Annotated in this window: 24 protein-coding genes and 7 pseudogenes; 17 read left to right on the top strand and 14 right to left on the bottom strand. The window is 72.3% G+C overall.

Features of this window, described 5'->3' with window-relative positions:
• Positions 1-107 precede the first annotated feature (107 nt).
• Positions 108-1,037 (bottom strand): NAD(P)/FAD-dependent oxidoreductase, encoded by a 930-nt coding sequence (locus ACZ5DC_RS35780; protein ID WP_468659859.1) that lies wholly within the window; start codon positions 1,035-1,037, stop codon positions 108-110.
• A gap of 65 nt (positions 1,038-1,102) precedes the next feature.
• On the opposite strand from ACZ5DC_RS35780, the gene ACZ5DC_RS35775 reads away from it, so the two are divergent.
• From ACZ5DC_RS35775 to ACZ5DC_RS35750, 6 genes are all read left to right on the top strand, one after another.
• Positions 1,103-1,675, top strand: coding sequence for a helix-turn-helix domain-containing protein (locus tag ACZ5DC_RS35775; RefSeq protein ID WP_468659857.1), 573 nt, complete (start codon positions 1,103-1,105; stop codon positions 1,673-1,675).
• Between the two features lie 86 nt (positions 1,676-1,761).
• Complete coding sequence (locus ACZ5DC_RS35770) at positions 1,762-2,733, top strand: NADPH:quinone oxidoreductase family protein (protein ID WP_468659855.1); 972 nt, start codon at positions 1,762-1,764, stop codon at positions 2,731-2,733.
• Positions 2,730-3,911 (top strand): acyl-CoA dehydrogenase family protein, encoded by a 1,182-nt coding sequence (locus ACZ5DC_RS35765; RefSeq protein ID WP_468659853.1) that lies wholly within the window; start codon positions 2,730-2,732, stop codon positions 3,909-3,911. Before ACZ5DC_RS35770 ends, ACZ5DC_RS35765 begins: the two co-directional genes overlap by 4 nt.
• Entirely contained in the window at positions 3,908-4,981 is a 1,074-nt protein-coding gene (locus tag ACZ5DC_RS35760; protein WP_468659851.1) for an acyl-CoA dehydrogenase family protein, read from the top strand. Before ACZ5DC_RS35765 ends, ACZ5DC_RS35760 begins: the two co-directional genes overlap by 4 nt.
• Before the next feature lie 158 nt (positions 4,982-5,139).
• Complete coding sequence (locus tag ACZ5DC_RS35755; RefSeq protein ID WP_468659849.1) at positions 5,140-6,003, top strand: phosphatidylinositol-specific phospholipase C/glycerophosphodiester phosphodiesterase family protein; 864 nt, start codon at positions 5,140-5,142, stop codon at positions 6,001-6,003.
• Positions 6,004-6,106: 103 nt separating this feature from the next.
• Entirely contained in the window at positions 6,107-6,301 is a 195-nt protein-coding gene (locus ACZ5DC_RS35750) for a hypothetical protein (protein ID WP_366751656.1), read from the top strand.
• A gap of 33 nt (positions 6,302-6,334) precedes the next feature.
• Here ACZ5DC_RS35750 and ACZ5DC_RS35745 read toward each other — a convergent pair whose 3' ends face one another.
• Together ACZ5DC_RS35745 and ACZ5DC_RS35740 are read right to left on the bottom strand one after the other, a co-directional pair.
• Positions 6,335-7,504 (bottom strand): phosphodiester glycosidase family protein, encoded by a 1,170-nt coding sequence (locus ACZ5DC_RS35745; protein WP_468659847.1) that lies wholly within the window; start codon positions 7,502-7,504, stop codon positions 6,335-6,337.
• 141 nt (positions 7,505-7,645) lie between these two features.
• On the bottom strand, positions 7,646-8,005 hold the full coding sequence (locus ACZ5DC_RS35740) for a DUF779 domain-containing protein (protein WP_189889987.1): 360 nt from the start codon (positions 8,003-8,005) through the stop codon (positions 7,646-7,648).
• A 126-nt stretch (positions 8,006-8,131) separates the two neighbouring features.
• On the opposite strand from ACZ5DC_RS35740, the gene ACZ5DC_RS35735 reads away from it, so the two are divergent.
• Both ACZ5DC_RS35735 and ACZ5DC_RS35730 read left to right on the top strand, forming a co-directional pair.
• Entirely contained in the window at positions 8,132-8,638 is a 507-nt protein-coding gene (locus ACZ5DC_RS35735) for a hypothetical protein (protein ID WP_468659845.1), read from the top strand.
• A 166-nt stretch (positions 8,639-8,804) separates the two neighbouring features.
• Positions 8,805-9,086 (top strand): DUF2625 family protein, encoded by a 282-nt coding sequence (locus ACZ5DC_RS35730; protein ID WP_468659843.1) that lies wholly within the window; start codon positions 8,805-8,807, stop codon positions 9,084-9,086.
• A gap of 443 nt (positions 9,087-9,529) precedes the next feature.
• On the opposite strand, the gene ACZ5DC_RS35725 is transcribed toward ACZ5DC_RS35730, so the two are convergent.
• Together ACZ5DC_RS35725 and ACZ5DC_RS35720 are read right to left on the bottom strand one after the other, a co-directional pair.
• Complete coding sequence (locus tag ACZ5DC_RS35725) at positions 9,530-10,168, bottom strand: DedA family protein (RefSeq protein WP_468659841.1); 639 nt, start codon at positions 10,166-10,168, stop codon at positions 9,530-9,532.
• A gap of 195 nt (positions 10,169-10,363) precedes the next feature.
• Entirely contained in the window at positions 10,364-11,458 is a 1,095-nt protein-coding gene (locus ACZ5DC_RS35720) for an endonuclease/exonuclease/phosphatase family protein (RefSeq protein WP_468659839.1), read from the bottom strand.
• 87 nt (positions 11,459-11,545) lie between these two features.
• Between ACZ5DC_RS35720 and ACZ5DC_RS35715 the strand changes: the two genes are divergently transcribed.
• Complete coding sequence (locus tag ACZ5DC_RS35715; RefSeq protein WP_468659837.1) at positions 11,546-12,241, top strand: response regulator transcription factor; 696 nt, start codon at positions 11,546-11,548, stop codon at positions 12,239-12,241.
• Entirely contained in the window at positions 12,234-13,343 is a 1,110-nt protein-coding gene (locus ACZ5DC_RS35710) for a sensor histidine kinase (RefSeq protein ID WP_468659835.1), read from the top strand. Before ACZ5DC_RS35715 ends, ACZ5DC_RS35710 begins: the two co-directional genes overlap by 8 nt.
• A gap of 23 nt (positions 13,344-13,366) precedes the next feature.
• Here the strand turns inward: ACZ5DC_RS35710 and ACZ5DC_RS35705 are convergent, their stop codons facing one another.
• Positions 13,367-14,170, bottom strand: a complete 804-nt coding sequence (locus ACZ5DC_RS35705) for an MBL fold metallo-hydrolase (RefSeq protein ID WP_468659833.1) — start codon at positions 14,168-14,170, stop codon at positions 13,367-13,369.
• A 238-nt stretch (positions 14,171-14,408) separates the two neighbouring features.
• On the opposite strand from ACZ5DC_RS35705, the gene ACZ5DC_RS35700 reads away from it, so the two are divergent.
• The 4 genes and pseudogenes from ACZ5DC_RS35700 (at position 14,409) to ACZ5DC_RS35685 (ending at position 17,133) form a co-directional block, all read left to right on the top strand.
• A complete protein-coding gene (locus ACZ5DC_RS35700; protein WP_468659831.1) occupies positions 14,409-15,152 on the top strand; it encodes a class I SAM-dependent methyltransferase in 744 nt (247 codons plus the stop codon).
• A gap of 786 nt (positions 15,153-15,938) precedes the next feature.
• Positions 15,939-16,318, top strand: a pseudogene (locus tag ACZ5DC_RS35695) (transposase family protein); the annotation flags it as partial.
• A pseudogene (locus tag ACZ5DC_RS35690) lies at positions 16,290-16,475 on the top strand (SpoIIE family protein phosphatase); the annotation flags it as partial. The pseudogenes ACZ5DC_RS35695 and ACZ5DC_RS35690, both read left to right, overlap by 29 nt.
• 373 nt (positions 16,476-16,848) lie before the next feature.
• On the top strand, positions 16,849-17,133 hold the full coding sequence (locus tag ACZ5DC_RS35685) for an STAS domain-containing protein (RefSeq protein ID WP_468659829.1): 285 nt from the start codon (positions 16,849-16,851) through the stop codon (positions 17,131-17,133).
• Positions 17,134-17,165: 32 nt separating this feature from the next.
• Here ACZ5DC_RS35685 and ACZ5DC_RS35680 read toward each other — a convergent pair whose 3' ends face one another.
• The 3 genes and pseudogenes from ACZ5DC_RS35680 to ACZ5DC_RS35670 form a co-directional block, all read right to left on the bottom strand.
• The gene (locus ACZ5DC_RS35680; RefSeq protein ID WP_468659827.1) at positions 17,166-17,423 is read right to left on the bottom strand and encodes a hypothetical protein; all 258 of its coding nucleotides are present in this window, start codon (positions 17,421-17,423) and stop codon (positions 17,166-17,168) included.
• A gap of 50 nt (positions 17,424-17,473) precedes the next feature.
• The gene (locus ACZ5DC_RS35675; protein WP_468660046.1) at positions 17,474-17,752 is read right to left on the bottom strand and encodes a hypothetical protein; all 279 of its coding nucleotides are present in this window, start codon (positions 17,750-17,752) and stop codon (positions 17,474-17,476) included.
• Between the two features lie 228 nt (positions 17,753-17,980).
• A pseudogene (locus ACZ5DC_RS35670) lies at positions 17,981-18,100 on the bottom strand (carbonic anhydrase); the annotation flags it as partial.
• A gap of 496 nt (positions 18,101-18,596) precedes the next feature.
• Between ACZ5DC_RS35670 and ACZ5DC_RS35665 the strand changes: the two are divergent.
• The 3 genes from ACZ5DC_RS35665 to ACZ5DC_RS35655 all read left to right on the top strand — a co-directional run bounded on the left by ACZ5DC_RS35665 (position 18,597) and on the right by ACZ5DC_RS35655 (position 20,406).
• Positions 18,597-18,800, top strand: coding sequence for a cold-shock protein (locus ACZ5DC_RS35665; RefSeq protein WP_468659825.1), 204 nt, complete (start codon positions 18,597-18,599; stop codon positions 18,798-18,800).
• A gap of 275 nt (positions 18,801-19,075) precedes the next feature.
• A complete protein-coding gene (locus tag ACZ5DC_RS35660) occupies positions 19,076-19,660 on the top strand; it encodes a sigma-70 family RNA polymerase sigma factor (protein WP_468659823.1) in 585 nt (194 codons plus the stop codon).
• On the top strand, positions 19,657-20,406 hold the full coding sequence (locus tag ACZ5DC_RS35655) for an anti-sigma factor (RefSeq protein ID WP_468659821.1): 750 nt from the start codon (positions 19,657-19,659) through the stop codon (positions 20,404-20,406). The genes ACZ5DC_RS35660 and ACZ5DC_RS35655 overlap by 4 nt, the downstream gene beginning before the upstream one ends.
• A gap of 100 nt (positions 20,407-20,506) precedes the next feature.
• On the opposite strand, the pseudogene ACZ5DC_RS35650 reads toward ACZ5DC_RS35655, so the two are convergent.
• The 5 genes and pseudogenes from ACZ5DC_RS35650 to ACZ5DC_RS35630 all read right to left on the bottom strand — a co-directional run.
• A pseudogene (locus ACZ5DC_RS35650) lies at positions 20,507-21,265 on the bottom strand (DUF1295 domain-containing protein).
• Positions 21,262-22,578: a class I SAM-dependent methyltransferase gene (locus ACZ5DC_RS35645; protein ID WP_468659819.1), complete on the bottom strand. Its 1,317-nt coding sequence runs from the start codon at positions 22,576-22,578 to the stop codon at positions 21,262-21,264. The pseudogene ACZ5DC_RS35650 and the gene ACZ5DC_RS35645 overlap by 4 nt, the downstream one beginning before the upstream one ends.
• Positions 22,575-23,863: pseudogene (locus tag ACZ5DC_RS35640) on the bottom strand (class I SAM-dependent methyltransferase). The gene ACZ5DC_RS35645 and the pseudogene ACZ5DC_RS35640 overlap by 4 nt, the downstream one beginning before the upstream one ends.
• A pseudogene (locus tag ACZ5DC_RS35635) lies at positions 23,860-24,545 on the bottom strand (DUF1365 domain-containing protein). The pseudogenes ACZ5DC_RS35640 and ACZ5DC_RS35635 overlap by 4 nt, the downstream one beginning before the upstream one ends.
• A 62-nt stretch (positions 24,546-24,607) precedes the next feature.
• Positions 24,608-25,330 (bottom strand): annotated as a pseudogene (locus ACZ5DC_RS35630) (NAD(P)/FAD-dependent oxidoreductase); the annotation flags it as partial.
• Between the last annotated feature and the right edge of the window lie 86 nt (positions 25,331-25,416).

Raw genomic sequence — 25,416 nt, 5'->3', positions numbered from 1 at the left:
ATCGTGCCTCAGCGCATCGCCGGGTGCGCGGTCGCGTTCCGTGCGGGCGCGTGCGGGACCGACCGGCCCCGCACGGCGGTGGCCGCACGCCCGGCCCCGGCGCCCCTTCAGACGGCTGCGTCCAGGCCGGCCGTCAGGAGCTCCCCGTTGATCGCCGCCCCCGCCCGGTAACCCCTGCTCGCCGCGTTGATCACCTGCTCCGCGAAGCCGCTCGCGTTGCCCGCCGCCCACAGGCCGGGCACGGTCGTCAGGCCCCGCTCGTCGGTCACCGGATAGCTGCCGAACGGGGTCTCGCGCAGCTCGGCGCCCAGCCTGATCAGCAGGTCGTTGTGGGGCACGGCGCGCGGGGCTGCGTACAGGACCTCCCGGTCGTGGACCGTCCCGTCCACCAGGCGGACGCCGGTGAGGCGGTCCCCGGTGACCACCACTTCGGCCACCTCGCCGGGTACGACCGTGACCCCGGCGGTGGCCAGCCGGCGCAGGTCCTGGTCCGTCAGCTCCGCCTCGTCCACCTCGTGCAGGAAGAGCCGTACGTCCTTGGACCACTGGGTGACCATGAGCGCCTGGTGCACGCTGAGCGGTGAGGTGGCGAGGACGCCGGTCGGCAGGTCGCGCACCTCCCAGCCGTGGCAGTACGGGCAGTGGACCACGTCCCGGCCGAACCGCTCGGCGAGCCCCGGGACCGGCGGCAGCTCGTCCGTCAGGCCGGTCGCGATCACCAGGTGCCGGGCCCGCACGGTCCGGCCGCCGGCGAGGACGGCGGCGAAGTCCCCCTCCCGGGTCACGTCCACCACCCGGTCCCGCACCAGCTCCACCCCGTACCGGGCGATCTCCTCGCGCCCGACGGCCAGGAACTCCGCCGGGGACATGCCGTCCCGGGACAGATACCCCTGCATGTGCGCGGACGGCGCGTTGCGCGGCTCGCCCGCGTCGACGACCAGCGTGCGGCGCCGGGACCGGCCCAGCACCAGCGCGGCGGACAGGCCGGCGGCCCCGCCGCCGACGATGACGACTTCGTACGCGTTGTTCTCGGTCATGGGGCGACGGTCGCCCGACGGCCGCGGGATTGACAAACAGGTTTGCCGTTTCTGCAATAGGGGTCATGAGTACAGACGACGTACTGGCGGGAGTGGGTCCCCGGCTGCGCCGCATCCGCAAGGAGCGCGAGGTGACCCTGGCCGCGCTGTCCGAGGCCACCGGCATCTGCGTGAGCACCCTCTCCCGGCTGGAGTCGGGCCTGCGCAAGCCCAGCCTCGAACTGCTGCTGCCGATCGCCCAGGCCCACCAGGTGCCGCTGGACGAACTGGTCGGGGCGCCGCCGGTGGGGGACCCGCGGGTGCGGTCCAAGCCGATCGTCCGGGGCGGGCGCACGCACTGGCCGCTGACCCGCCAGCCCGGCGGCCTCCAGGCGTTCAAGGTCCTCGAACCCCGCCGCCGCCAGGAGCCCGACCCGCGGACCCACGAGGGCTACGAGTGGCTCTACGTCCTGTCGGGCCGGCTCCGCCTGGTCCTCGGCGAGCACGACGTCGTGCTGTCCGCGGGCGAAGCGGCCGAGTTCGACACACGGGTGCCGCACTGGTTCGGGTCGACGGGGGAGGGGCCCGTGGAGTTCCTGAGTCTGTTCGGGCCGCAGGGGGAGCGGATGCACGTACGGGCGCGGCCCGCCCGCACGTGACCCACGCGACTGTTCCCTGATCGGCAAGCGACCGCTTAGTATGCCGTCGGACCCGGTCAGACGAAGCAGTCCCGTGGAGGCCCCGCATGCAGGCATGGCAAGTGCACGAGAACGGCGAGCCGAGCGAGGTGATGCACCTCCACGACGTCGAGCGGCCCACGCCCGGCGACGGCCAGGTGCTGCTGCGGGTGCGCGCCGCCAACGTCAACTTCCCGGACGCGCTGCTGTGCCGCGGCCAGTACCAGGTGCGTCCGCCGCTGCCCTTCACGCCCGGTGTGGAGATCTGCGGCGAGACCGAGGACGGCCGCCGGGTGATCGCCAACCCCGCGCTGCCCCACGGCGGCTTCGCCGAGTACGCCCTCGCCGACGCCCGCGCCCTGCTCCCCGCGCCCGGGTCGCTCGACGACGCCGAGGCGGCCGCCCTGCACATCGGCTACCAGACCGGCTGGTTCGGCCTGCACCGCCGCGCCCGCCTGGAAGCCGGGGAGACCCTGCTGGTGCACGCCGCCGCCGGGGGCGTGGGCAGCGCCGCCGTCCAGCTGGGCAAGGCGGCCGGCGCCACGGTGATCGGTGTCGTGGGCGGCGCGGACAAGGCCGCCGTCGCCCGGCGGCTCGGCTGCGACGTGGTGGTCGACCGGCGTTCCGAGGACGTCGTCGCCGCCGTGAAGGAGGCCACCGGCGGCCGGGGCGCCGACGTGGTCTACGACCCCGTCGGCGGCGAGGCCTACACCCAGTCCGCCAAGCTGGTCGCCTTCGAGGGCCGGATCGTCGTCGTCGGCTTCGCGAGCGGCACCATCCCGAGCCCCGCCCTCAACCACGCCCTGGTGAAGAACTACTCGATCGTCGGCCTGCACTGGGGCCTGTACAACACCAAGGACCCGAAGCTGGTCCGGCGCTGCCACGAGGAACTGACCGAGCTGGCCGCCCGGGGTGCGATCAAGCCGCTGGTCAGCGAGCGCGTGCCGCTCGCCGAGGCGGCCGGTGCCGTGCAGCGCGTCGCCGACGGGGTGACCACGGGCCGGATCGCCGTCGTGCTGGAGAACGGAGCCGTCGCATGACCGACGCCGATGAACTGCGCCGCCGTACCCGGGAACTGCTCGCGCAGCACCCGCCCGCGACCACCGGCCGCCTGGACTTCCTCCGGGCCCGCTTCGACGCCGGCCTCGCCTGGGTGCACTACCCCCAGGGCCTCGGCGGACTGGGCGCCCCGCGCACCCTCCAGGGCGTCGTGGACGCCGAACTCGCGGCGGCCGGCGCCCCCGACAACGACCCGCGGCGCATCGGCATCGGCCTCGGCATGGCCGCGCCGACGATCCTGAAGTACGGCACGGAGGAGCAGAAGCGGCGCTACCTGCGCCCCCTGTGGACCGGCGAGGAGGTCTGGTGCCAGCTGTTCAGCGAGCCCGGCGCCGGCTCGGACCTCGCCGCGCTCGGCACCCGGGCGGTCCGTGAGGACGATGGCTGGGTGGTCAACGGGCAGAAGGTGTGGACGTCCAGCGCGCACCTCGCCCGCTGGGCCATCCTCATCGCCCGCACCGACCCGGACGTGCCCAAGCACCAGGGCATCACCTACTTCGTCTGCGACATGACCGACCCGGGCGTCGAGGTCCGGCCGCTGCGCCAGATCACCGGCGAGGCCGAGTTCAACGAGGTCTTCCTCACCGGCGTCCGCATCCCCGACGACCGCCGCCTGGGCGAGGCCGGCGACGGCTGGCGGGTCGCCCAGACCACGCTGAACAACGAACGCGTCGCCATCGGCGGCATGGCGCTGCCCCGCGAGGGCGGCATGATCGGCCCGGTCGCGAAGACCTGGCGCGAACGCCCCGAACTGCGCACCCACGACCTGCACCAGCGCCTGCTGAGGCTGTGGGTCGAGGCCGAGGTGGCCCGGTTCACCGGCGAACGCCTGCGCCAGCAGCTCGTCGCCGGCCAGCCCGGCCCCGAGGGCGCCGGCATGAAGCTCGCCTTCGCCCGCCTCAACCAGGAGATCAGCGGCCTGGAGGTCGAACTGCGCGGCGAGGAGGGCCTGCTGTACGACGACTGGACCATGCGCCGCCCCGAGCTGGTCGACTTCACCGGCCGGGACGCCGGCTACCGCTACCTGCGCTCCAAGGGCAACAGCATCGAGGGCGGGACCAGCGAGGTCCTGCTGAACATCGTCGCCGAGCGCGTCCTGGGCCTGCCCGCCGAGCCGCGCACCGACAAGGACGTCGCCTGGAAGGACCTCGCCCGATGACCGACCTGCTGTACTCCGAGGAGGAAGAGGCGCTGCGGGCCGCCGTCCGCGACCTGCTCACGGACCACTGCGCACCGGCCGACGTGATCAGCCGCACCGAGTCGGACGCCCCGCACGACCGCGCCCTGTGGAAGCTGCTCGCCGACGGCATGGGCCTGGCCGGCCTCCTGGTGCCCGAGGAGCGGGGCGGCCAGGGCGCCTCCGCGCGCGAGGCCGCCGTCGTGCTGGAGGAGCTGGGGCGGGCGGTGGCCCCCGTGCCGTACCTCACCAGCGCGGTCGTGGCCACCGAGACCCTGCTCGCCTGCGACGACGCCGAGCTGCTGGGACAGCTGGCCTCGGGGCGCACCATCGGCGCCCTCGCGGTCGGCCTGCACACGGCCCCGGGCGCCGGCGTCACCGCCGTACGCGCGCAGGACGGCATCCTGCACGGCGAGCTGACGGGGATCGCGGACGCGGCCGTCGCCGACGTCCTGCTCGTCCCGGCCGACGACGGCGGCCTGTACGCGGTCGCCGCCGACGCCGTCACCATCACCCCGCAGGTCTCCCTGGACCTGACCCGCCCCCTCGCGAGCGTACGGCTGGAGGGTGCTCCCGGCCGCCGGATCGGCGCCGCCGAGCCCGCCGTACGCCGTGCCCTGCGGGCCGCCGCCGGACTGCTCGCCTCCGAGCAACTCGGAGTCACCGACTGGGCGTTGACACAGACCGTCCGGTACCTGAAGGAGCGCAAGCAGTTCAACCGGCCGGTCGGCGGGTTCCAGGCGCTCAAGCACCGGCTCGCCCAGCTGTGGCTCGAGGTCGTGCACCTGCGGGCCGCCGCCCGCGCCGCCGCCGACGCGCTCGCCACCGGCGAGGACGTGGAGGTCAGGGCCGCCGTCGCGCAGGCGTACGCGGCGACCGCCGCCGTCCGCGTCACCGAGGAGGCGTTGCAGCTCCACGGCGGGATCGGGATGACCTGGGAGCACCCGGTCCACCTGTATCTCAAGCGGGCCAAGGCGGACTCGATCGCCTACGGCACGGCGGGCGCCCACCGGGAGGCGCTGGCCGCGCTGGTCGACCTCCAGGCGCCCTGACGCACCCCTGGTGAAGCCCGCCCCACCCGGGGCGGGCTTTTCCGCGCACGCCCACCGGCGAAGTGAACAGAGCGCCAACTCCCCGTGCGAGGGGGCCCCTTCGGCGACAGGCGCACGCATACTCTCCCCGGTCCCCATCACCCCCAGGGAGGCAGTGCATGGCCCTCACCACCCGTCGCAGAGCCCTCACCACCCTCGGCGCCGCCCTCGCGGGCACCCTCGCCCTGCCCGCCGGCCACGCGCTGGCCGGTGACCGCAGGCGCCACCCGCGCCCGCTGTGGCACGCCCACGCCCACAACGACTACGAGCACCCCCGGCCCCTGTCCGACGCCCTCGACCACCGCTTCGGCAGCGTCGAAGCCGACATCTTCCTCGTCGGCGACCAGCTCCTCGTCGGCCACGAGGCATCCGACCTCGACCCGTCCCGCACCCTCGAATCCCTCTACCTGGAACCGCTCGCCGCCCGGGTCGAGGCCAACCACGGCCACGTCTACCGGGGTGCGCGCCGGCCGCTCCAGCTCCTCGTCGACATCAAGACCGAGGGCTCCGCCACCTACCTCGAACTCGACCGCCACCTGCGCCGCTACCCGCACCTGTTCACCCGCTACGCGCACGGCCGCGTCCACCCCGGCCCGGTCACCGCGGTCGTCTCCGGCGACCGGGCGGCCCGTACCCCGATGGAGGCGCAGACCGAGCGCCGCGCCTTCTACGACGGCCGCCTCGCCGACCTCGGCGGCCCCGCCCCGGCCTCCTTCGTCTCCCTGGTCAGCGACAACTGGACGCAGAACTTCACCTGGACGGGCGCCGGGACGTTCCCGGACGCCGAGCGGCACAAGCTGCGGAGCATCACCGGCGCCGCCCACGCGCGCGGGCAGCGGGTCCGGTTCTGGGCCACCCCGGACACCGCGGGCCCCGCCCGGGACGCGCTGTGGACGGAACTGCTCGCGGCCGGGGTCGACTACCTCAACACCGACGACCTCGCCGGCCTGGAGACCTTCCTCGACGCCCACCCCTCCGCGTAAGACCACACGATCGGAGGACACGTCAGCAGCCCGGACGAACCCTCCGCTACGCCACACTTGCGGCCGAACGCCGCACATGGGGCGTGGCGGAGGAGGGTTCCCGGTGGTCATTTCCATCTCTGTGGTGCTGCTGCTTCTGTTCCTGGCCGTGATCTTCATCCGGAATTGCTCGCTGAAGATCTCCCACGCCCTGGTCTGCCTGCTGCTCGGCTTCTACCTGGCCTGCACCAGCATGGCGCCCACCATCCAGAGCGGGCTCACCGCGACCGCCGAGCTGGTGGGCAGCCTGCGGCCCTGAGCCGCGGCGGCCGCGGCCGGTGGTGCACCGGGCTCAGTCGGAGAAGACGCCGATGCCGTTGGGCACCGGGCGTTCGGCGCCGCCGCTCGGGTGGTTGCGCACCGTCACGGCGGTGCCGCCCGTGTCGCGGGCGACCAGCTCCGTCGAGCCGCCGCCGTCGAGGTTGAACGCGGCGGTGGCCCCGAGCGAACGCATGGTCTCCGCCTCCTCGGCGACGGTCAGCCCGCTGCGGTAGCCCGCCGAGCCGTCCAGCGCCAGCAGCAGCATCTGCCGTCCGCCGCCCTTGTACCCGACGGCCGTCCGCACCGCCGAGGTGCCGTCGTCCAGGCCGGACAGCGGGACGCCGTCGCGCAGGACCGGGAAGCCGCCGATCGCGAACGCGTACGGCACCCCGGACGAGGACGCCACCAGCGTGTGCGTCACGTCCACCGGGTCACCGACCGACAGCTTGCGCAGCCGCCGCGCGCCCTCCTCGCGCCCGAGCAGGACCGTGGTGTCCGCCGGGATCGCGCCGCTTCCCGGGGCGCCGGTGGCGGAGACCACCCGGCCCCCGCGCACCTTCACCTCGTACGTGTCGTCGCTGCACGGTGCCGCACGCCGGGTGTCCGTGCCGCACACGGCCCGCAGCCGGGAGGCGCTGCCCCAGCGCGCGGTGAAGGCGCCGACCGAATCCACCGGCAGCGCGTACTGGTTGAGGCCCTTCAGCGGCACCTGCCCGTCCGGTGTGCCGACCGAACCGGCAAGGGAGAGGCGGTCCAGGCGGGCCCGCCGGTCGGTGCCCACGCCGAACACGTCCCGGGTGGTCGTGCCCGGGGGCAGCGCGGGTCCGAACCGCTGGCCCTTGGGCACCGCCGCCTTGAGCGCCTGTCCGCCGGCCACGGCCGGCCCGACGGCCGCGCCCGTGGCCGGCACGCCCGGGTGCTGCGTCTCGGTGATGTCGAAGAAGTCGCCGTTCACGCCGGCGACCGCGCCCGCCGAGTCCGCCATCCGGGACACGGTGGCCCGCGCCGCCACCGCGCCCGGGTACAGCAGGCCGACGTGGACGTGCGGATCGGCCAGGTCCACCGTGAGCAGGTGCGCGCGGGCCTTCCCCGCCGCCCCGTCGATGTCGAACTGCCGGTAGGTGACGCCCGGCGCGAGCCGCCTGCCCGCCGGCGCGGCACCGGCCGGCGCCGCCCCCGCCAGGGCGGCGCCGGCGAGCACACCGAACGCCGTGACAACCGTGAGAACCGCTCTGCCCGCCGCCGAACGCCTGCGAGGTCCCGTCACCGTGCCCCCTGATGTCTCGTCAACTGTCCTCAGTGCAGGGGCAGTGGACCAGACGCGGGCGGACCGGCGGGCCGACTAGGCGTCGACGACGCGAGAACGGGTGAGAAAACGCACCCCCTCGGGTGCTTCCAGGGAGAAGCCGCTGCCTCGTCCCGGCACGACGTCCACGATCAGCCGGGTGTGGCTCCACGCCTGGTACTGGCTGCGCGACATCCAGAACGTGACGGGTTCCGGCACGCCGTCCACCGCCAGCTCGGCCAGCAGCACGTCCGAGCCGCCGGTACGGAACTCACCGTCCGGGTAGCACATGGGGGCGCTGCCGTCACAGCAGCCGCCGGACTGGTGGAACATCAACGGACCGTGCTCGGCGCGCAGACGACGCACCAGCTCCGCGGCCTGCGGGGTCAGCGCGACGCGCGGGATCTCCTCTTCCATGTCACCGTCCTGGACAGCGGGGGCGTCGGATCGTCGGCTCCAGTCTCACGGACGGCCACGAACCCGTCCAGAACGCCTCCTGGCCCCGCCGCGTCCGCGCAAGGGGCCGACCGGGACCATGGGCGCATGCGCCCTTCCTTCCCGAGCCCGCCCGAGCCGCGCTTCGTCCCCGCCGGTGAACACCCGCTGTGGGACGAGACACTGGCGACGGTCAACCGGGACCTCGCGGCCACCCTGCCCGGGCAGCGCCCGCTGTGCCTCATCGCGTACGCGGCGGACGCGGGCGAGGACGAACAGGTCTACGTCGCACTGGCCGACGGCAACGCGCACGGCAACTCCCTGCGGCCGGCCGGCTCCACGGACCGGGCGCTGTGGGACATCGCCGAGGCCGCCCAGGACACGATCACGGGGTGCCTGTGGCAGGTGTGGCCGGTCTGCACGCTCCACGGCCTCGGGATGCACCTGGCGAAGGAGTCCGGCCGCCCGGCCTGGAGCTGCGCGGGCGGCGGCCTGCCGGGCGATCCCGCGCATGTACGGGCGGCGGTGGGGGAGCTGGAGACGGTGCACCGACCGCACCGGCCGAACCGGAAGCGCCGCGAGAACGGCAAGGGGCGTCAGAGCGGCAAGGGGTAAGCGGCGAGCGGCAGGGGCGTGAGGGCGGCGGAGCGACACGGCGCGCGGGGAGGGCCGAGGGCGGCCGGACGCTGCTGCGCTCATCCGCGGATGCGAGAGATCGACGAGCTGTCCGACGTGGCCGAAGCTTGAGCAGGCGTTCGCCGGCAGTGCCGTACCCGTCCGCGTGCTGCCCGCCGATCCCGCCGAGGGCCGCCGCTGCCTCCTCCGGACGCAGAGGACGACGAGGCCGGTGCTCGGCGCGCTGACCCTGCACTGCGGCGGGCTCGTCCTGGACGACGGCTGGCTGCGGGTGTACGGCGCGGGCCGCGCCGGCGGTGGGCTGCCGAGCCTCGGCCGGGTCAACGGCTTCCCCGGGGAGCCGGACCCCCACCGGCACCCGGCGGCCGGGCTCGTCGTCGGCCATGAAGTGCTCGGCGGTGTCTTCCGCCTCAATGGACACTTGTAAGGCAGCGGCCGCCCCGGCGCTTCGGGGCGGATGACCTGCTTCGCGCCCGGCACCCTGGAGTGGGAGGCGCTCGGCAGGGCCACTCGGCGTGGCTCGGCCGGCGGCTGGGCGGCGGGCCGGAGAGGTTCTACGCGGGGCCGCGCCGGCCGGCCCGGCGGGAGGAGCCGGCGGCCCGGAACTGTCCCAGGGCGTCAGTGTCGTCCCGTCCCTGTGGTCCAAGGAGGCGCACGAGGATCTCGCCGCCACCAGCCGACGGGCCGTGGCGCTCCGCGAAGTCGTGGGCGTGTCAGCCGGCTTCGCCCGGCAGCTCGGCCCCGCTGACCCGGGGCTCCTGGGCGGGCTGTGACCCCGCCGCGTGCCCGGCGGGCCCCTCGGAAGGGCACGCCCGTGCCGTCCGGGACGGCGTCCGGGGACGGGTGCACGGCGGGTGAGCCGCGGCGCGTTCAGCGTGCGGAGTCGCGCCGGTCCCGGCGGGCGCGGAGGGCCGCCGGCAGCAGCGGGAGCAGCGACAGGACGACGACCACGGCGACCAGCGGCAGCAGATAGTCGTCGATGTGCGGGACGGACGCGCCCAGGGTGTACCCGGCGAGCACCAGCGCCTGCGACCACAGCACACCGCCCAGCGTCTGCCAGAGGGCGAAGGTCCGCGCCGGCACGCCCAGGGCCCCGGCCACCGGGTGCAGGACCGTCCGCAGCAGCGGCACAAACCGGCCGATCACCAGCGCCTTGCCGTAGCCGTAGCGCGCCAGCAGCCGTTCCGCCCGCGCCGCCGCGCCCTTCACCCGCCCGTTGCTCGTGCGCGCGAGCAGCGCCCGGCCGCCGTGCCGTCCGATCAGGTAGCCGACCTGGCCGCCCGCCACCGCTCCGATCGCCGCGCACGCCAGCACCTGCCACAGCGCCAGCCGCGGCGGCTGCTGCGCGCTGCCCGCGCACAGCACGCCGGCCGGGAACAGCAGCGTGTCCCCGGGCAGGAAGAAGCCGACGACCAGCAGACCCGACTCGGCGAAGACCACGGCCAGGACACCCAGCGCGCCGAAGGCGGCCAGCACCGAGGCGCTGTCCATCGGGTTGACGGCGATCAAAGGCCACGCCTCCCGGCCTCCTCGGGGACCCTGTCCGCTCCCCAGCATGGCGCGACCGGCGCACCTGTGCGCGCCGGTCGCGCAGAGCGGCCGGACGCACCGGCACCGGTGTGCGAGGATCACCGGCCGGGTGACCCGGAGCATCAGCATCGGCGCTGCGGCGCCGGGCCTCGGCTCACCGGTCCTGCCGTGTGTTCACCAGCTGATCCTGGCGGCCACCGGCAGGTGGTCGCTGCCGGTGGCCGGCAGCACCCAGGCACTGTCCGGCCGCACGCCGCGGACCAGGACCTGGTCGATCCGCGCCACGGGGAACCTCGCCGGCCAGGTGAAACCGAAGCCGTTCCCGGCCTCCGCCTGGGCCGACCGCATCCGCGAGGTGACGCCGGCGAGCGCGCGGTCGTCCACGGTGCCGTTCAGGTCGCCGAGCAGCACCACCCGCTCGTTCCGCTCGGCGGCGAGGGCCTCGGCGAGCGCCTTCGCGCCGCGGTCCCGGCTGTCCGTCCAGAAGCCCCTCCTGGGCAGCACGCGTACGGAGCCCAGATGGGCCACGTACACCGCCAGCGGACCCCGGTCCGTGGCCACCGTGGTGCGCAGCGCCCGGTTGTAGGTCATCTTGACGGCGGCCGGTTTGGTGTCCCCCAGCGGCCCGTAGTCCATCTTGACGTCGACCGGCCGGGTGTCCGACAGCGGCAGCTTGCTCCACAGCCCGACCGTGCCCCGCACCGTGTGGTACGGGTACGCCCGCGCCAGTTCCTTCTCGTAGGTGCCCCGGGCCCGCTCGGTGAGTTCCACCAGGGCCAGCACGTCCGCACCGGAGGCGGCCAGGTGGCGGGCGGTGCCGGCCGGGTCGGGGTTGGCGTCGCCGACGTTGTGCTCGGCCACGGTGAGCTCGCCGCCCGGGCGGGACCTGTCGCCGAGCAGCCCGCCGAAGAGGTGCAGCCACACCACGACCGGAAGCAGCAGCGCGACCACCGCGGAGGGGGACCGACGCCACAGCGCGCCGGTGAGCAAGACGGGGACGGGCAGGCCGAACCACGGCAGGAAGGTCTCCACCAGGCTGCCGAGGCCGCCGCGGTCCGTGATCCGCGCGTGCAGCAGCAGGACCAGGCCGAGCAGCACCGCCGCCCCCGCGAGCACCGGCCCGCGCTTCCAGGGCCCCGGCCGGGAGGCGGCACGCACCGCCCGGCGGATGCGTGCCCGCCGGGGCCCGGCGCCGGGATCCCGGCGGCCGGCGCCGCCCTGCCCGGCCTCGTGTTCCGTCGTTCCTGCTGATGGTGCGGTTCGGCGCATGCCACCAGTCAAGGGAACGCGGTGTTGCCTGCTCGTATGCGTTTTTCCATACGCCGACGATAGGGGCCGGGTCATAGCATCACGTGCATGCGCGTGCTGATCGTCGAGGACGAACCGTACATGGCGGAAGCCATCCGCGACGGCCTGCGTCTGGAGGCGATCGCGGCCGACCTCGCGGGCGACGGCGACACCGCGCTGGGCATGCTGGGCACCCACACCTACGACATCGCCGTACTCGACCGCGACATCCCCGGGCCTTCCGGTGACGAGATCGCCCGGCGCGTCGTCGCCTCCGGCAGCGGCATGCCGATCCTCATGCTCACCGCCGCCGACCGCCTGGACGACAAGGCCTCGGGGTTCGGACTCGGCGCCGACGACTACCTCACCAAACCCTTCGACCTCCGCGAACTCGTGCTCAGGCTCAGGGCACTCGACCGCAGGCGCGCCCACAACAGGCCGCCCGTGCGGGAGATCGCGGGGCTGCGGCTGGACCCGTTCCGCCGCGAGGTGCACCGGGACGGCCGCTACGTCGCGCTGACCCGGAAGCAGTTCGCGGTGCTCGAAGTCCTCGTCGCGGCCGAAGGCGGTGTCGTCAGCGCCGAGGAACTCCTGGAACGCGCGTGGGACGAGAACGCCGACCCCTTCACCAACGCCGTGCGCATCACCGTGTCGGCCCTGCGCAAGCGTCTCGGCGAACCGTGGGCCATCGCCACCGTGCCGGGCGCCGGCTACCGCATCGACACGCCACCGGGGGCCGTGTCCGAAGGGCCGGACCGTGGATAGAGCGCCCGGGACGAGCGTCCGCCTCAGACTCGCCCTCAGCTACGCCGGATTCCTCATGGTCGCGGGTGCCTTGCTGCTCGCCGCCGTGTGGCTGTTCCTGCTGCGGTACGTCCCCGAGCGCGCGCTCCTCGTCAGCAGCGACACCCCCACGCACGGTGTCTTCCCCGTCCGGTCCGGCCTCCTGCGCGCCTTCGCGCCGTCGGCCGCCGCGGTACTGGTCTTCCTGCTGGTCTTCGGACTCGTGGGGGGATGGATCCTCGCCGGGCGCATGCTCGCCCCCCTGAGCCGGATCACCGACGCCACACGCAGGGCCACGCACGGATCGCTCTCCCACCGCATCCGGCTGCCGGGCCGCGAGGACGAGTTCCGCGAACTCGCCGACGCCTTCGACACGATGCTCGCCCGGATCGAGACGCACGTCGCCGAACAGCAGAGGTTCGTGGCCAACGCCTCTCACGAGTTGCGCACCCCGCTGGCCATCTCGAAGGCGCTTCTCGACGTGGCCCGCACCGATCCGGGCCGAGACACCGGCGAACTCGTCGACCGCCTCCACGCCGTCAACACCCGGGCGATCGACCTCACCGAGGCACTGCTCCTGCTCAGCCGCGCCGAACAGCGGTCCTTCACCCGGGAACCCGTCGACCTGTCCCTGGTGGCGGAAGAAGCCACCGAGACACTTCTCCCCCTCGCCGAGAAGCACGGCGTCACCATCGAGACCGGCGGCGACATCACCCCCACGAGCGGGTCGCGGGCGCTCCTGCTCCAGCTGACCGTGAACCTGGTGCACAACGCGATCGTCCACAACCTGCCGGACCAGGGCGCCGTCCGGGTCAGCACCGGCGTCGGCCCCCGGACCGTGGTGCTCACCGTGGAGAACACGGGCGAGAAGCTCGACCCGCAGCTGATCCCGACGCTCACCGAACCGTTCCAGCGGGGCACCGAACGCGTCCGCACCGACCACGCGGGCGTCGGCCTCGGCCTGGCGATCGCCCGGACCATCACGCACGCGCACGACGGGACACTCACCCTCACCCCGCGCGCCGTCGGCGGTCTCCTCGTCACCGCCGAACTACCCGCGGCAGGCCCCGCACACCGGCGCTGAGAGCGACGACGTGGTCGCGGGGCTCAGCGGGCCAGCGGCACCCACGTGCCGTGGGGTGCGACCCGCAGCAGGGAGGAGAGGCCGGCCTCGTGGAAGGCCAGTTCGATCTCGGACAGCCCTTCGGAGAAGTGGGCCCAGCCGTCGTAGTGGGCCGGTACGACCGTCCGCACCCCCAGGACGGCGGCAGCGGCGGCGGCCCGGCGGCTGTCCAGGGACAGGGGACGCCCGTCGAACTTCGCCGGCACGCGTGCCGCTCCCGCGTGCAGGACGGCCGCGTCGATGCCGGGCACCCGGCGGGAGATCTCCGCGACCGTGCGCATCGAGGCGTTGTCGCCGCTGACGTACACGGTCGGGAGCCCCTGCCCGGACAGCACGAACCCGATGACCTCGCAGTTGACGTTGCCGTCCGCGTCGCGTTCGCCGTCCTCGGGTCCGTGCACGGCGGGGACGGCCAGTACGGTCAGATCGCCGCCGCCGTCCGGCCGGGGCAGGCGGTGGCCGGTCCACGGGGAGAGGCCGACGGCGGGTGAGCCGAGCCGCTCCGCCGCGAGCGGCCCGGTGAGCACCAGCGGGGCGCTCTGCGCGAACGCGCGGCCCCGCCCGTCGAGGTTGTCCGGGTGGGCTTCGTGGCTGACCAGGACGGCGTCGACCGGTCCCACCGCGTCCTCGCCTGCGGCGGGCCCGGCGGTCTTGGTGAGGTACCCGTGGGGACCCGCGTCGTCGAAGGTCGGATCGCTGACGATCCGCAGGCCGCCGATGTCGATGACGGCAGTCGGACCGCCCAGCACGGTGACCGCGCATTCCTGCCGGGACAGCCCTGTGCTCATCTTCGTCCTCGCAGCGTGTTCGGGATGGTTCACACCGTCGAGGCTAACGATGCCCCGGCGGCCCGCGAAATGCCCGCGCGGACGCGTCCATGCGTCACCGGCATGGACGCCGCCTCACCTGGTCGCAGCGGGTGTCACCCCGCCGCGGCCCGGCAGGGGGCGTCCGTTCGCCCGGTACCGGTGTCGGGCCCCCGGAAAATGCAGGGCTCCGGTAGGACGATCGCCGTACCGTGGCGGCATGCTCGATGAAGACGGTTACTTCGGGGAGTCCGTCGCCGCGTCGTACGACGAGTCGTCGGCGGAGATGTTCGACCAGCGGGTCGTGGGGCCCGCCGTGGATCTGCTGGCGGAGCTGGCCGGGGACGGAGGGCGGGCGCTGGAGTTCGGGATCGGGACCGGGCGGGTCGCCCTGCCGCTCGCGGCGCGTGGCGTCCAGGTGCACGGCATCGACATGTCCCGGGCGATGGTCGAGCGGCTGCGGGCCAAGCCCGGCGGGGACGGGATCGGTGTCACGATCGGGGACTTCGCGACCGCCGAGGTCGGCGGGACGTTCTCGGTCGCCTACCTCGTCTACAACACGATCATGAATCTGACCTCGCAGGACGCCCAGGTGGACTGCTTCCGCAACGCCGCCGCCCACCTGGAGCCCGGCGGCTGTTTCGTCATCGAGGTCGCCGTGCCCGATCTGCGGCGGCTGCCGCCGGGGCAGAACGCCGTGCCGTTCCGGGTGGGTGAAGGGCGGCTCGGCTTCGACCTGTACGACGTGGCCAGCCAGTCCGTCAGCTCGCACCACGTCTCCGTCCAGGACGGCCGCGGCAGCCACCTGGCCGTCCCGTTCCGCTACGTCTGGCCCGCCGAGCTGGACCTCATGGCCCGGCTGGCCGGGATGCGGCTGCGGGAGCGGTGGGACGGGTGGACGCGCGAGCCGTTCACCAGCGAGAGCCGGCAGCACGTGTCCGTGTGGGAGAAGGCCGCGGGCTGAGGCGGTCGGAGTCCCGTCCGCCTCCTCGATGCGGGCCCCCTGCCGGCGGCGCGGCCGGGAGCACGGCCGTCCGCTCCGGCACGGCGGCGCCCAGGGCACGCCCGGCAGGGGCGCCCGACGGATGTCTTCCCGGGGCAGGCGCCCCCGTTCCCCGTGTCTAGAAGAAGCCCAGCTTCTTCGGCGAGTACGACACCAGGAGGTTCTTCGTCTGCTGGTGGTACAGGCTTGATCAACGCTCCTGACCTGCGACAACTTTCTGGAAGGAGACACGAGCGGCCTTCTGGTCCGCGCATGGTCCGGATCTCGCTGCTGGGCCGCTCTCCAGGCTCTCGTGTGAAGGGAGCGCCGACAATCTTGATGCCTCGTTGCTCATACCGCCCGAGCCGGCGGCGGATGAAGGGGCCTGGGTGGACGGCGGCTGAGGGCTGTCCCGTCACTGTGGTTGCGGAACAGCCCTAAGGCGCTCGGGCTCCTCCACAGATGTCGCTCGTCCAGGGTCCCGAAGCGCACGTCTCCGCGTTCAAGGTCGACGAGGATGGGCCAGCAGTCCAACAGCTGCTCTCTCACATCACGCGAAGTGAGGTACTGCACAGAGTCGTAAGGCACGATGAGGAGCCCGTTGCTTCCACGGGCCCGCCTGGGTCGATGGCGAGAGGCGGCTCGTCATCGCGTTGGCTGTGCGCGAGAAACGTCACCGCGATTCACAGGACCTCGTCTTGCTCCATCATCCCTCTTCAGTTCGTCGACTCGGAGAAGGCACCCTGACCGGCCTGGGATGATCTTGGCGTGGCTGGTGTGATCACGGCGTCGGTGCTCCCTGGCTAGCTCCGTTCACCGGGCTCAGCTCGCGGCAGTTCGGGAAGCCGGTGACGGTGCTGCGACGCGAGGGTGCGGGCGCGGTCCGCAGGGGCCGGCCGTGGAGTCTTCCGCTGGAGGGCCGAGCCCTGCCGCTTGCGGCGGACTGGCGAACGAACCTCACGACGCGGCAGCTCGCCCCGCTGTTCGGGGTGTCGAAGTCGGCGGCAGACCCGATCACCGACCACCTCGGGCCCATGTTCGCCCTCCAGCCCCGCAAACGGTTCGCCAAGGACACCGTGCTCATCGTGGACGGCACCCTGGTCCCCACCCGGGACCACGCTGTGGCCAAGCGGTCGAAGAACTATCGGGCGCTACCCGCAGCAAGAGGTCGATCTCCTTCCCGGGGCGCGGCTGCTGCTGTACACCGACGGTCTCGTCGAACGCCGGGGGCGCTCCACATACGACGGTCTGCGGCCGCTGGGCGAACTGCTGGCCGGCCCGGTCGGCGAGATCGAGGCCGACTGCGATTCCCGGCTTGCCACCCTGCCCGACGGACAGCACGACGACGACATCGCCCTGCTATGCCCGCACCAGCTCGAGGATGCCTCGCACCAAGCGGTGACGGTGACCCGTGAATATCCTTCAGTATCCGCGGCGGTGTCGACGCCCGTGATTCCGTGTCCCGAACGATGCGGGTATGGGGTCACCCGCATGTGGCGAACGACCTCATGCTCCTGGCGACGAGTTGGCCAACACCGTGCGGCACAGGAACTCCCTTACGCGTCGAACTGCGACGAAGCGGTGAGCGCGTCGTCCTGGAGGTCACCGACAGCCTGGCGCCCACAGGCCCCACGCTCACTCTCGTCTCACGCCGCGGCGCAGGTCACACAGTCGTCCGGTGAGTGGCCCCATCGACCACCACACCACTGCCCAACTGCTCGGGCACTTCGCGGCCGAAGAAGTGCAGGCGGTGCCCCTGTTGATCCTGGAGCTGAGCGAGGCCGACTTCTGCGACGAGTGCACTGGGCGCCTTCGTCCCCTCCGCCGACGCCGCTCGGACTCCGGACACCGCTTCGGACCGACCGGCCTGCAACCAAGGGTCCGGCGCATCCCGGACGTCACCCATCCGACATCCGTCCTGCCGCTGTACGCCTCAGTCGAAGAAGCGCCGCCCCCGGCCTGAGGCGCGCGAGAAGGTGTCCCGTCGTCCGACAGCTACTCGGTGGTGATCACCCAGATGAGATCGCACACCCTGATCTGGAGTTCGTCCGGATAAATGCTGTAGTTGAAAAACACGGGATCGTTGAACACGGCCATGCTGTACCAAGTGACACCGCGAATGGTCATGGGCAGCCCTGGTGGCGGATTGCCGGATTCGACTGCACTGCCGACTTCCAGCGCCAGGGCATTCAAGAACCGCACGATATTGTCGTGTAGATCCACGAAGCCTGAGGCGCGCATCTGACTGAGCACTTTCGACGCAGTGATCTGCGCGACTGCGGTCCACCCCTTTGACCCCGGATTCATCGCTCTTCCGTCTCCGGCTCGAGCTCGACGAGTCCTACGCCCGCGACTGTGTCATCCAGACGCTGGTCCCGGCCCGGCACCGTTTCAAACATCGCTTCGAGCCACCACGTCATCAGCGCAGCATCCAGTTCGGCTCCCTGTCGAGCATGGCGCACGACAGCGTGAAACTCATCGCGCCGGGCAGGGGGGAGCGCGTCGGTGATAGCGGCGATGCTGCGTGGGATCGCCGCTGTCCGGGTGCTGCTCTGCTGTGGATACTCGTCCTTCGCGCTCACTCGCGTCCCCTCGCGGAATAGGTCCCTGCAGACGTGCCGCTCACTGTACGTCTGCGGTACGTCACGCGGGTCGAGTACGCGGAATTCCCGATATCGGCTGATCCCGCAATCGCCGGACGGATCCTGTCGCCGACCGGAGCAAGACGACAGCCGCACCGCGTGGGGCCTCCGACTGGCATGCGGGCCGCAGGCAGATGAAGGCCCAGGCCGTCGCTGCCACGGGCGCAGCGCACGGCGGGCGGCGTCCTGGTTCGGGTGCTCAGGGGTACCCGCGGTGAAGCGCTGATTGCCGGCAACCAGCAGCTCGAAGGCTTCGCGGGGAGTCAGAGGCTGGGTCTGGGGCGTCATGGATCGCAGCTCAAGAGCAGGCTTCACCCCTCGCACCGCCTGGTCCGCCTCTACGCGTGGCGGGCACGCGGCTCAACGTCTTCCGCTCGGGGAAGTCAAGGGTCAGCCGATACGCGGAAACGACCCGCACGTGCCTGTTGGCGTTTGATCCGGACAGGCTGACCGGCGGGGACCGTTCGTCGTGAGGTGCGGCGCGTCTGTGTGTGTTCGGCAATCCGGGGAAGATGAGTGCTGCCGACCAGGAGCTGTCGCTCACGGTCGAAAAGGAGAAGCCGGTGGATAGCATCCCCGGCCTGCTGGTGCGGAGACTGGCCGTGTCCGCTTCCGCCCCTACTGCTACAAGTGGATCGGCGAGGGGAGGGACGTGTGAGCGGGCGGACCCCCGGTGCCGTGAAGAAGCGTTTCGCGCTCTGCCCGGCCGCACTCGAGCGTAATGATCGCTCCACACAGCAGTGCGCAGCCGTCCGCGCTGCGCGCCGTGGTCAAGGAGTCAGGCGTGGCCACGGGCACGGTGAAGTGGTTCAACGCGGAAAAGGGCTTCGCCTTCGTTGCCCAGGACGATGGTGGCCCCGATGTGTTCGTCCACTGTTCGGCCATCGTCGCCACCGGCTACCGGGAGCTGCAGGAAGGCGAGAAGGTCCGCTTCGACATCTCACAAGGACCCGAAGGCCCCCAGGCCGAGAACGTCACTCCCGTGTGACGACACGGCACGACCCGCAGGCCGGTGCACGCATTGAACCGTCGTGCCGCCTCTCCTGCGTCCTGCCCCAGTGGCGCCAGCGATAGGGGCGTGGGGAGGCTTCTTCCGGGCGGTGGCCAGACGGCGACCTGCCCAGCGGCCGGTGGGCGACTCTTGGCCGGGTGGTGATATCGGCGAGACGCGCCGGCGTCGCACGTATGCGACCAATCCTCAGCTCGCCTGGCCTCGGATTACCCAGGGCTGTTCCGCCCCACCGTGCCGATGGGAGAGCCATTGTGAAGGAACCGGTTTATATCGGCAGTAATCCGACCGCCAAACCTGATCTGCAACAGCTGGTCCAGGAGGTGGCGCTGGGTGATCAGGAGGCTTTCGCCGCGGTCTATGACGTCGTGGCCGGCTCCGTCCTCGGGGTCGCCCGTGCGGTTCTGCGTGATCAGGCGCAGTCGGAGGAGGTGGCGCAGGAGGTGCTGGTGGAGGTGTGGCGCACCGCTCCCCGCTACCGGCCCGAACGTGGCACGGCCATGAACTGGATCCTCACCCTCGCCCACCGGCGGGCGGTGGACCGGGTCCGCTCGGTGGAGGCCGCGGCGGCCCGTGACACCAAGGCTGCGTTGCTTGAGCATCAGCCGGCATACGACGAGGTGACCGAGCAGGTGGAAACGCGGCTGGAGCAGGAGCAGGTGAGGCGCTGCATGCGCACCCTGACCGAGCTGCAGCGCCAGTCGGTCACGCTCGCCTACTACCGGGGGCTGACCTACCGGGAGGTCGCCGAAGCACTCGCCCTGCCGCTCGGGACCGTGAAGACCCGGCTGCGCGACGGGCTCATCCGGCTCCGCGACTGCCTGGGGGTGACCGCATGACCACGACCGATCTGCACGCGCTGACCGGCGCCTACGCCGTGCACGCGCTGGACGGTGAGGAACGGGCCGCCTTCGAGTGTCACCTGGCCGGCTGTGACGCCTGCCAGCAGGAGGTCGCCGAATTCACCGCCACTGCCGGACGTCTGGCCCTGGCTTCCACGGTGCGCGCGCGCCCCGTGATGCGAGAGCAGGTACTGCAGCACATCACGACCGTGCGGCAGGTGCCGCCTGGGGCCGCCCCGCTGGAGCGGGTGCGCCGTGGCGCACGCCGGGGGCGTGGCCTGGCCCGGTGGGCGCTGGCCGCGAGTGTGGCCGCCGCTGCCGCGTTCGGTGGAATCGCCGTGTGGCAGTACGAACGTGCCCAGGACGCATCACGCGCGGCCGCCCAGGCGCAGCGGCACGTCACGGACCTGGCGGAGGTGCTGGCCGCGCCTGATGCCAAGTCTCGTTCGGTGAGGGTGGCGGGCGGTGCGGGCACCCTGGTGGTTTCCGCCGGCCGGGACCGGGCCGTGTTCGTCGCCTCGGGGATGTCGGCGCCGCCGCGGGGCAAGGTGTACCAGCTGTGGTTCGCCGACGGTGGGAAGATGCGCTCCGCCGGCCTGATGGACCCCGACCGCAGTAGCCAGGCCGTGCTGATGCAGGGTGCGGTCGACGGTGCCTCCGGAGTCGGCATCACGGTGGAGCCGACCGGTGGATCGAAGCAGCCGACCTCGACGCCGGTCGCCCTGCTCGGCGTGCCGGCGTGAGGGTCCGCGTGGGAAGCCCACCCGCCTGTGGCCCGGGCTTCCCACGCGGTTCTCAGCCTCGACGCGGCGGCCGAGGGAAGAAGCCGCTGGTGCGGGCCACCTACGCGTCCCACCCAGGACGGCCGGCCATGTGCCGCTACAGCAGCCGTTTCCCGCTTCCGCTGATCAGCAGTCCACTCATCACCAGCGGTGAGACGACGGACACGACAGCGGCCTGCCATGCGCCGTCGCACCCCACGAGGAACAGGCCCCACCAGACGCAGAAGTCCCCGAAGTAGTTCGGGTGCCGGGTCCACCGCCACAGACCCTGGTCCATGATCCGGCCACGGTTGGCCGGGTTCGCCTTGAAACGGGCCAGCTGGGCGTCGCCCACGGTCTCGAAGAACAGCCCGACAACCCAGACGGCCGAGCCGGCGAAGGCCAGGGCGGACAGCGGCCGGGGCGCATACTGGGCCGCTTGCACCGGCAGGGACACCAGCCACACCAGGGCCCCCTGCAACAGGTAGATTATCCGCAGGGCGTACAGATTCCGGTTGCCTCGCGCGCGGGCCAGCATCGCCTCATACCGCGGGTCCTCGCCGTGGCCGCTGCCCCGGCGCGCGATGTGCGCCGCGAGCCTCAGCCCCCATACGACGGTCAGGACGGTCACCAGCACGCGCCGGCCCGGATCACCCTGGCCCCCGGAGAGGCCGAAGGTCACCACGCCCACGGCTGCGAAGGCCACCCCCCAGGCGATGCCGACGACACGGTGCACGCCCAGGTTCCAGGCGATGGCGAAGGTGCCGAGCATGACCGCCAGGGACGTTGCCGCGGCCCATCCGAGGTTGGCAGTGAACGCGTCCCAGGTGAACGCAGTCACTGCTCCTCCCGAAGCTGGTACCAGGCGGCCGCTTCCGCCCCGGTCAGACCGCTGCCGCCCGTGGCTCCAGGGCGTACGGCGAGGAACTGGTCCACCCCCATGCGCCGCTCCTCGAAAGCCAGGGCCCCGCCGACCAGGTACAGCCGCCACACCCGGGCCGTCTCCTCACCCACCAGCCGCACGAAGTCCGCCCACCGTTCCTCCAGCGTGCGGTGCCAGGCGTTGATGGTGCGCACGTAGTGCTCGCGCAGCGACTCCACCGACCGGACCTCGAGGCCCGCCGCCTCCAGCAAGCCGACGGTCTCGCCCATGGGCCGCATGTGCATGTCCGGGGCGATGTACGCCTCGATGAACGCACCCCCACCTGGGGCGCTCGCGCCGCGGGACATCTGCTGGACCAGCACGCGCCCCTGGGGGCGGACCAGCCGGTGCAGGGAGGCGGCGAAGGCGGGGTATTCGTCGTCTCCGACGTGCTCGCCCATCTCGATGGTGGCGACGGCGTCGTAGGTGGAGCCGGTGATGTCCCGGTAGTCCTGGCACACCACCTCCACCCGGTGCTCCAGCCCCCGGACACGGACCTGCTCGCGCACGTACGCGGCCTGCTGCCGGGCCAGGGTGACGGCGGTGACCTGCGTCTTGTGCTGCTCGGCCGCGTACAGGGTCAGTGACCCCCAGCCGCAGCCGATGTCCAGCAGCCGGGCTCCGGGCACGAGGCCGAGCTTGCGGCAGATCAGCCCCAGCTTCGCGCGCTGCGCCTTGGCCGGGTCGGCCTCGGGCTTTTCGTTCGTCCAGTAGCCGCAGGAGTAGGCCATCGTCTCGTCGAGCAGCAGACGGTAGAAGTCGTTGGACAGGTCGTAGTGGTGGCTGATCGCTGCTCGGTCGCGGGCCTTGCTGTGCAGGCCGCCGCGCAGTCGTGCCTGAGTGGCGGGGGCGGGCGGGCGCGGGCCGACGGCGCCGAGCCGCACCGCCTCAGCAACGGCGCGCGTCCAGTCGGTCGGGGAAAGCCGGGGCGCGTGCAGGCCCCGCTCCCGCACGGCGGCCCACATAGCGTGCAGCCCCTGGGCCAGATCGCCCTCCACCTCGAGTTCGCCGGTGACGTATGCCTGGGCGAGGCCGAGTTCACCGGGCTGCCACAGCAGGCGGCGCAGCGCGCGCCGGGAGCGCACGACGACCACGGGAGCGTCGGCGGGTCCGGTCTCGCTGCCGTCCCAGGTACGCAGCCGCACCGGCAGTGGACCGCCGAGCGCGTCCTCGGCAAGGGCGGCCAGCCGGTGTGCAGCGCCGGTACGAGCGGGGGTGCGGGTGGTCGTCATCGCGCCGACTTCTCCTTGGTGAACAGGTAGTGCTGGACGTCCAGGTAGCCGGATCGGAAGCCGGCCTCGGAGTAGGCCAGGTAGAAGGTCCACAGCCGGCGGAACGTCTCGTCGAAGCCGAGGGCGGCGACCTCGTCGGCGCGGTCGGTGAACCGCTCTCGCCACAGGCGCAGCGTTTCGGCGTAGTGCGCGCCGAAGCCGTCCCGGGCGGCCACGTCCAGGCCCGTGTGTGCTCACGAACCGCTTGTTCGATGGCCTGGGGGGAGGGGATCAGGCCGCCGGGGAAGATGTACTTCTGGATCCACGTGTGGGTGTCACGGCTGGCCAGCATCCGTTCATGCGGCATGGTGATGGCCTGAAGCGCCACCCGGCCGCCCGGTGCCAGGCGCTCGTCGAGGATGCGGAAGTAGACGGGCCAGAACTCGGCGCCGACGGCCTCGATCATCTCCACACTGACGATCGCGTCGTACGTGCCGCGTGCCTCCCGGTAGTCGCACAGTTCGATCGAGACCCGGTCGGCGAGTCCCGCCTCGCACATGCGGTTCAGGGCCAGTGCGCGTTGTTCCGTGGACAAGGTGAGCGAGGTGACGTGCGCGCCACGGGCGGCGGCCCGCAGGGCGAGTTCACCCCAGCCCGTGCCGGTCTCCAGCACACGGCTGCCCTCGCGGACACCGGCCAGGTCGAGCAGCCGGTCGATCTTGCGGTGCTGGGCGGCGGCCAGCAGCGACCAGTCGGCGGGAAAGCCACGGAACACGGCCGAGGAGTAGCTGAGCGTCTCGTCCAGGAATAGTGCGAAGAGGTCATTTGACAGGTCGTAGTGACGGCTGATGTTGCTGCGCGACCCGTGCGGCGTGTTGCGCTGCGCGGGGGGCTGCCGCTGCGCCCACAGGCCGCGCAGCCGCTGCAACGGGGCCGGAATCAAGTCGGCGACATGGGCGGCGAGCACAGTGAGCGCACCGACCGGATCGGGTGCATCCCACTCGCCGGCCATGTACGACTCACCGAACCCGATGAGCCCGCAGGTCCCGATGCGGGAGAAGAACGCCTTCGCATCGTGCACCTCTATCAGCGGGCCGCTCAGGCCGAGGGTGGCTCCTTCGGCGAACCGCACGCGCAGGGGCAGTCGCCGCAGGGCGCGTTCCAGTACGGACGCGGTGACGGCCCGTACCGGCCAGGACGCCCGGGGTACGGCGGCCACATCGGGCCAGCGGTCGGCGTCGACGGGCGCGGTCCGCTGGCTGCCGGGGCGGTGGCGGGCGGTGGGACGGGGTTCGACTTGGGTCATGACGCACTCTCCGGGGCGCGGTGGCCCGGGCGCGGCTGCACCGGCAGGCCCCGCAGAAACAGGCGGATGCCGTGGAAGCGGATGGCGGCCGACACCCTCAGGGTCGACCAGGGATGGCGCAGGGCCAGGCCCAGCAAGACCGGGGCCGTCGCCTCGCGGCGCCTGCCGTGGACAGCTGCCGTGAAGGGGGGCTGCCGGGCCGCTGCAGCCGTATGGACAGGCGCAAGTGCTCACCGGGGGGCGGAAGCCGCATCTCGTAGTGGCCGTCCACCGGGTTGAACGGCGATACGAAGAAGGCTTTGGCGGCGGTTGCGGTGCCGGCCGTGTCGGGGCGCAGCAGGTAGGCGTGACGCTCGCCGTAGGTGTTGTGGACCTCCGCCACCACACAGCGCAGGCCGCCGTCGGGGCGGTAGCACCAGTACAGGGTCAGCGGGTTGAAGATGTGTCCGAGGATCCGCGCGTGGGCGAGCATCAGCACCCGGCCGCCGCGCAGATCGATGCCATGCTCGTCCAGGAAGCCGTCGAGGGCGGCCCTGATCGACGGGGCACGGCCCGTGAAGTGGTCGCGGGCGCTGATACGGGCGAGCGGACGCGGCAGCACGGGCAGGTCGTCGATATCGACAAGCCACAGGTAGGTGCGGTGCCGCAACGTGTATCGCTGGGGTGCCCGGCGTACGTGCATGATCGTGCACGGGTACAGGGCCGGTGGTCCCGGCCGTGCCGGTCGCCTGCCGGGGGAAACGGTCACCAGCTCACTCCCAGGGCGGCGGCGGCCTGGACGCCGCTGCGGCAGCCGTCTTCGTGGAACCCCCAGCCGTGATAGGCACCCGCGAAGGCGGTGACGACGGTGTTCAGTTCGGGCAGGCGCCACTGGGCGGCGACCGGCTCGGGCGTGTAGACGGGATGTTCGTAGGTCATGCGGGCCAGCACCAGGTCCGGATCGACGCGGTCCTGGCCGCCGAGGGTGACGAGGTAGGTCTGGGCGGCATCCAGGCGTTGCAGCCGGTTCATGTCGTAGCTCACCCGCACCCGGTCGGCACCGGCCAGGCAGCCTGGCATCAGGTAGTTCCAGGAGGCGCGGGCCCCGCTCGCCCGCGGCAGCAGGGACGTGTCGGTGTGCAGCAGGGTGGCGTTGCGGGAGTAGCGGAAGGCGCCGAGGATCTCCTTCTCGTCCGGGGCGGCGTCGGCGAGCAGGTGCAGCGCCTGGTCGGGGTGGGTGGCGATGACGATGTGGTCGTAGGAGGCGGTGGTGCCGTCGGAGGTGGTCACGTCCACGCCGTCCGTGTGCCGGAGCACTGACCGTACGGGGGTGCCGACGCGTACCTCGTGCAGGCCGGCGACGATCCGGTCGACGTACGTTTTCGAGCCGCCTGTGACGGTCCGCCACACCGGTGACCCGGTGACCGAGAGCATGCCGTGGTGGGCCAGGAACCGGAACAGATACGCCGACGGGTACTTAGACGGTGTCCTATGTGGTGATCGCTCGTTGGGCTGCGTATGGGGCGGGGTACGTGGAGTTGGATTGTTCCGGACGGGCTGTGGGAGATCGCGAA

The sequence above is a fragment of the Streptomyces sp. NPDC031445 genome (assembly GCF_055581365.1).
This window is presented reverse-complemented; position numbering and strand designations above follow the sequence as displayed.

Coding starts and splice junctions, on each gene's coding strand:
- ACZ5DC_RS35780 (WP_468659859.1), bottom strand. CDS start 1,037: ATGACCGAGAACAACGCGTACGAAGTCGTCATCGTCGGCGGCGGGGCC.
- ACZ5DC_RS35775 (WP_468659857.1), top strand. CDS start 1,103: ATGAGTACAGACGACGTACTGGCGGGAGTGGGTCCCCGGCTGCGCCGC.
- ACZ5DC_RS35770 (WP_468659855.1), top strand. CDS start 1,762: ATGCAGGCATGGCAAGTGCACGAGAACGGCGAGCCGAGCGAGGTGATG.
- ACZ5DC_RS35765 (WP_468659853.1), top strand. CDS start 2,730: ATGACCGACGCCGATGAACTGCGCCGCCGTACCCGGGAACTGCTCGCG.
- ACZ5DC_RS35760 (WP_468659851.1), top strand. CDS start 3,908: ATGACCGACCTGCTGTACTCCGAGGAGGAAGAGGCGCTGCGGGCCGCC.
- ACZ5DC_RS35755 (WP_468659849.1), top strand. CDS start 5,140: ATGGCCCTCACCACCCGTCGCAGAGCCCTCACCACCCTCGGCGCCGCC.
- ACZ5DC_RS35740 (WP_189889987.1), bottom strand. CDS start 8,005: ATGGAAGAGGAGATCCCGCGCGTCGCGCTGACCCCGCAGGCCGCGGAG.
- ACZ5DC_RS35735 (WP_468659845.1), top strand. CDS start 8,132: ATGCGCCCTTCCTTCCCGAGCCCGCCCGAGCCGCGCTTCGTCCCCGCC.
- ACZ5DC_RS35720 (WP_468659839.1), bottom strand. CDS start 11,458: ATGCGCCGAACCGCACCATCAGCAGGAACGACGGAACACGAGGCCGGG.
- ACZ5DC_RS35715 (WP_468659837.1), top strand. CDS start 11,546: ATGCGCGTGCTGATCGTCGAGGACGAACCGTACATGGCGGAAGCCATC.
- ACZ5DC_RS35705 (WP_468659833.1), bottom strand. CDS start 14,170: ATGAGCACAGGGCTGTCCCGGCAGGAATGCGCGGTCACCGTGCTGGGC.
- ACZ5DC_RS35700 (WP_468659831.1), top strand. CDS start 14,409: ATGCTCGATGAAGACGGTTACTTCGGGGAGTCCGTCGCCGCGTCGTAC.
- ACZ5DC_RS35655 (WP_468659821.1), top strand. CDS start 19,657: ATGACCACGACCGATCTGCACGCGCTGACCGGCGCCTACGCCGTGCAC.
- ACZ5DC_RS35645 (WP_468659819.1), bottom strand. CDS start 22,578: ATGACGACCACCCGCACCCCCGCTCGTACCGGCGCTGCACACCGGCTG.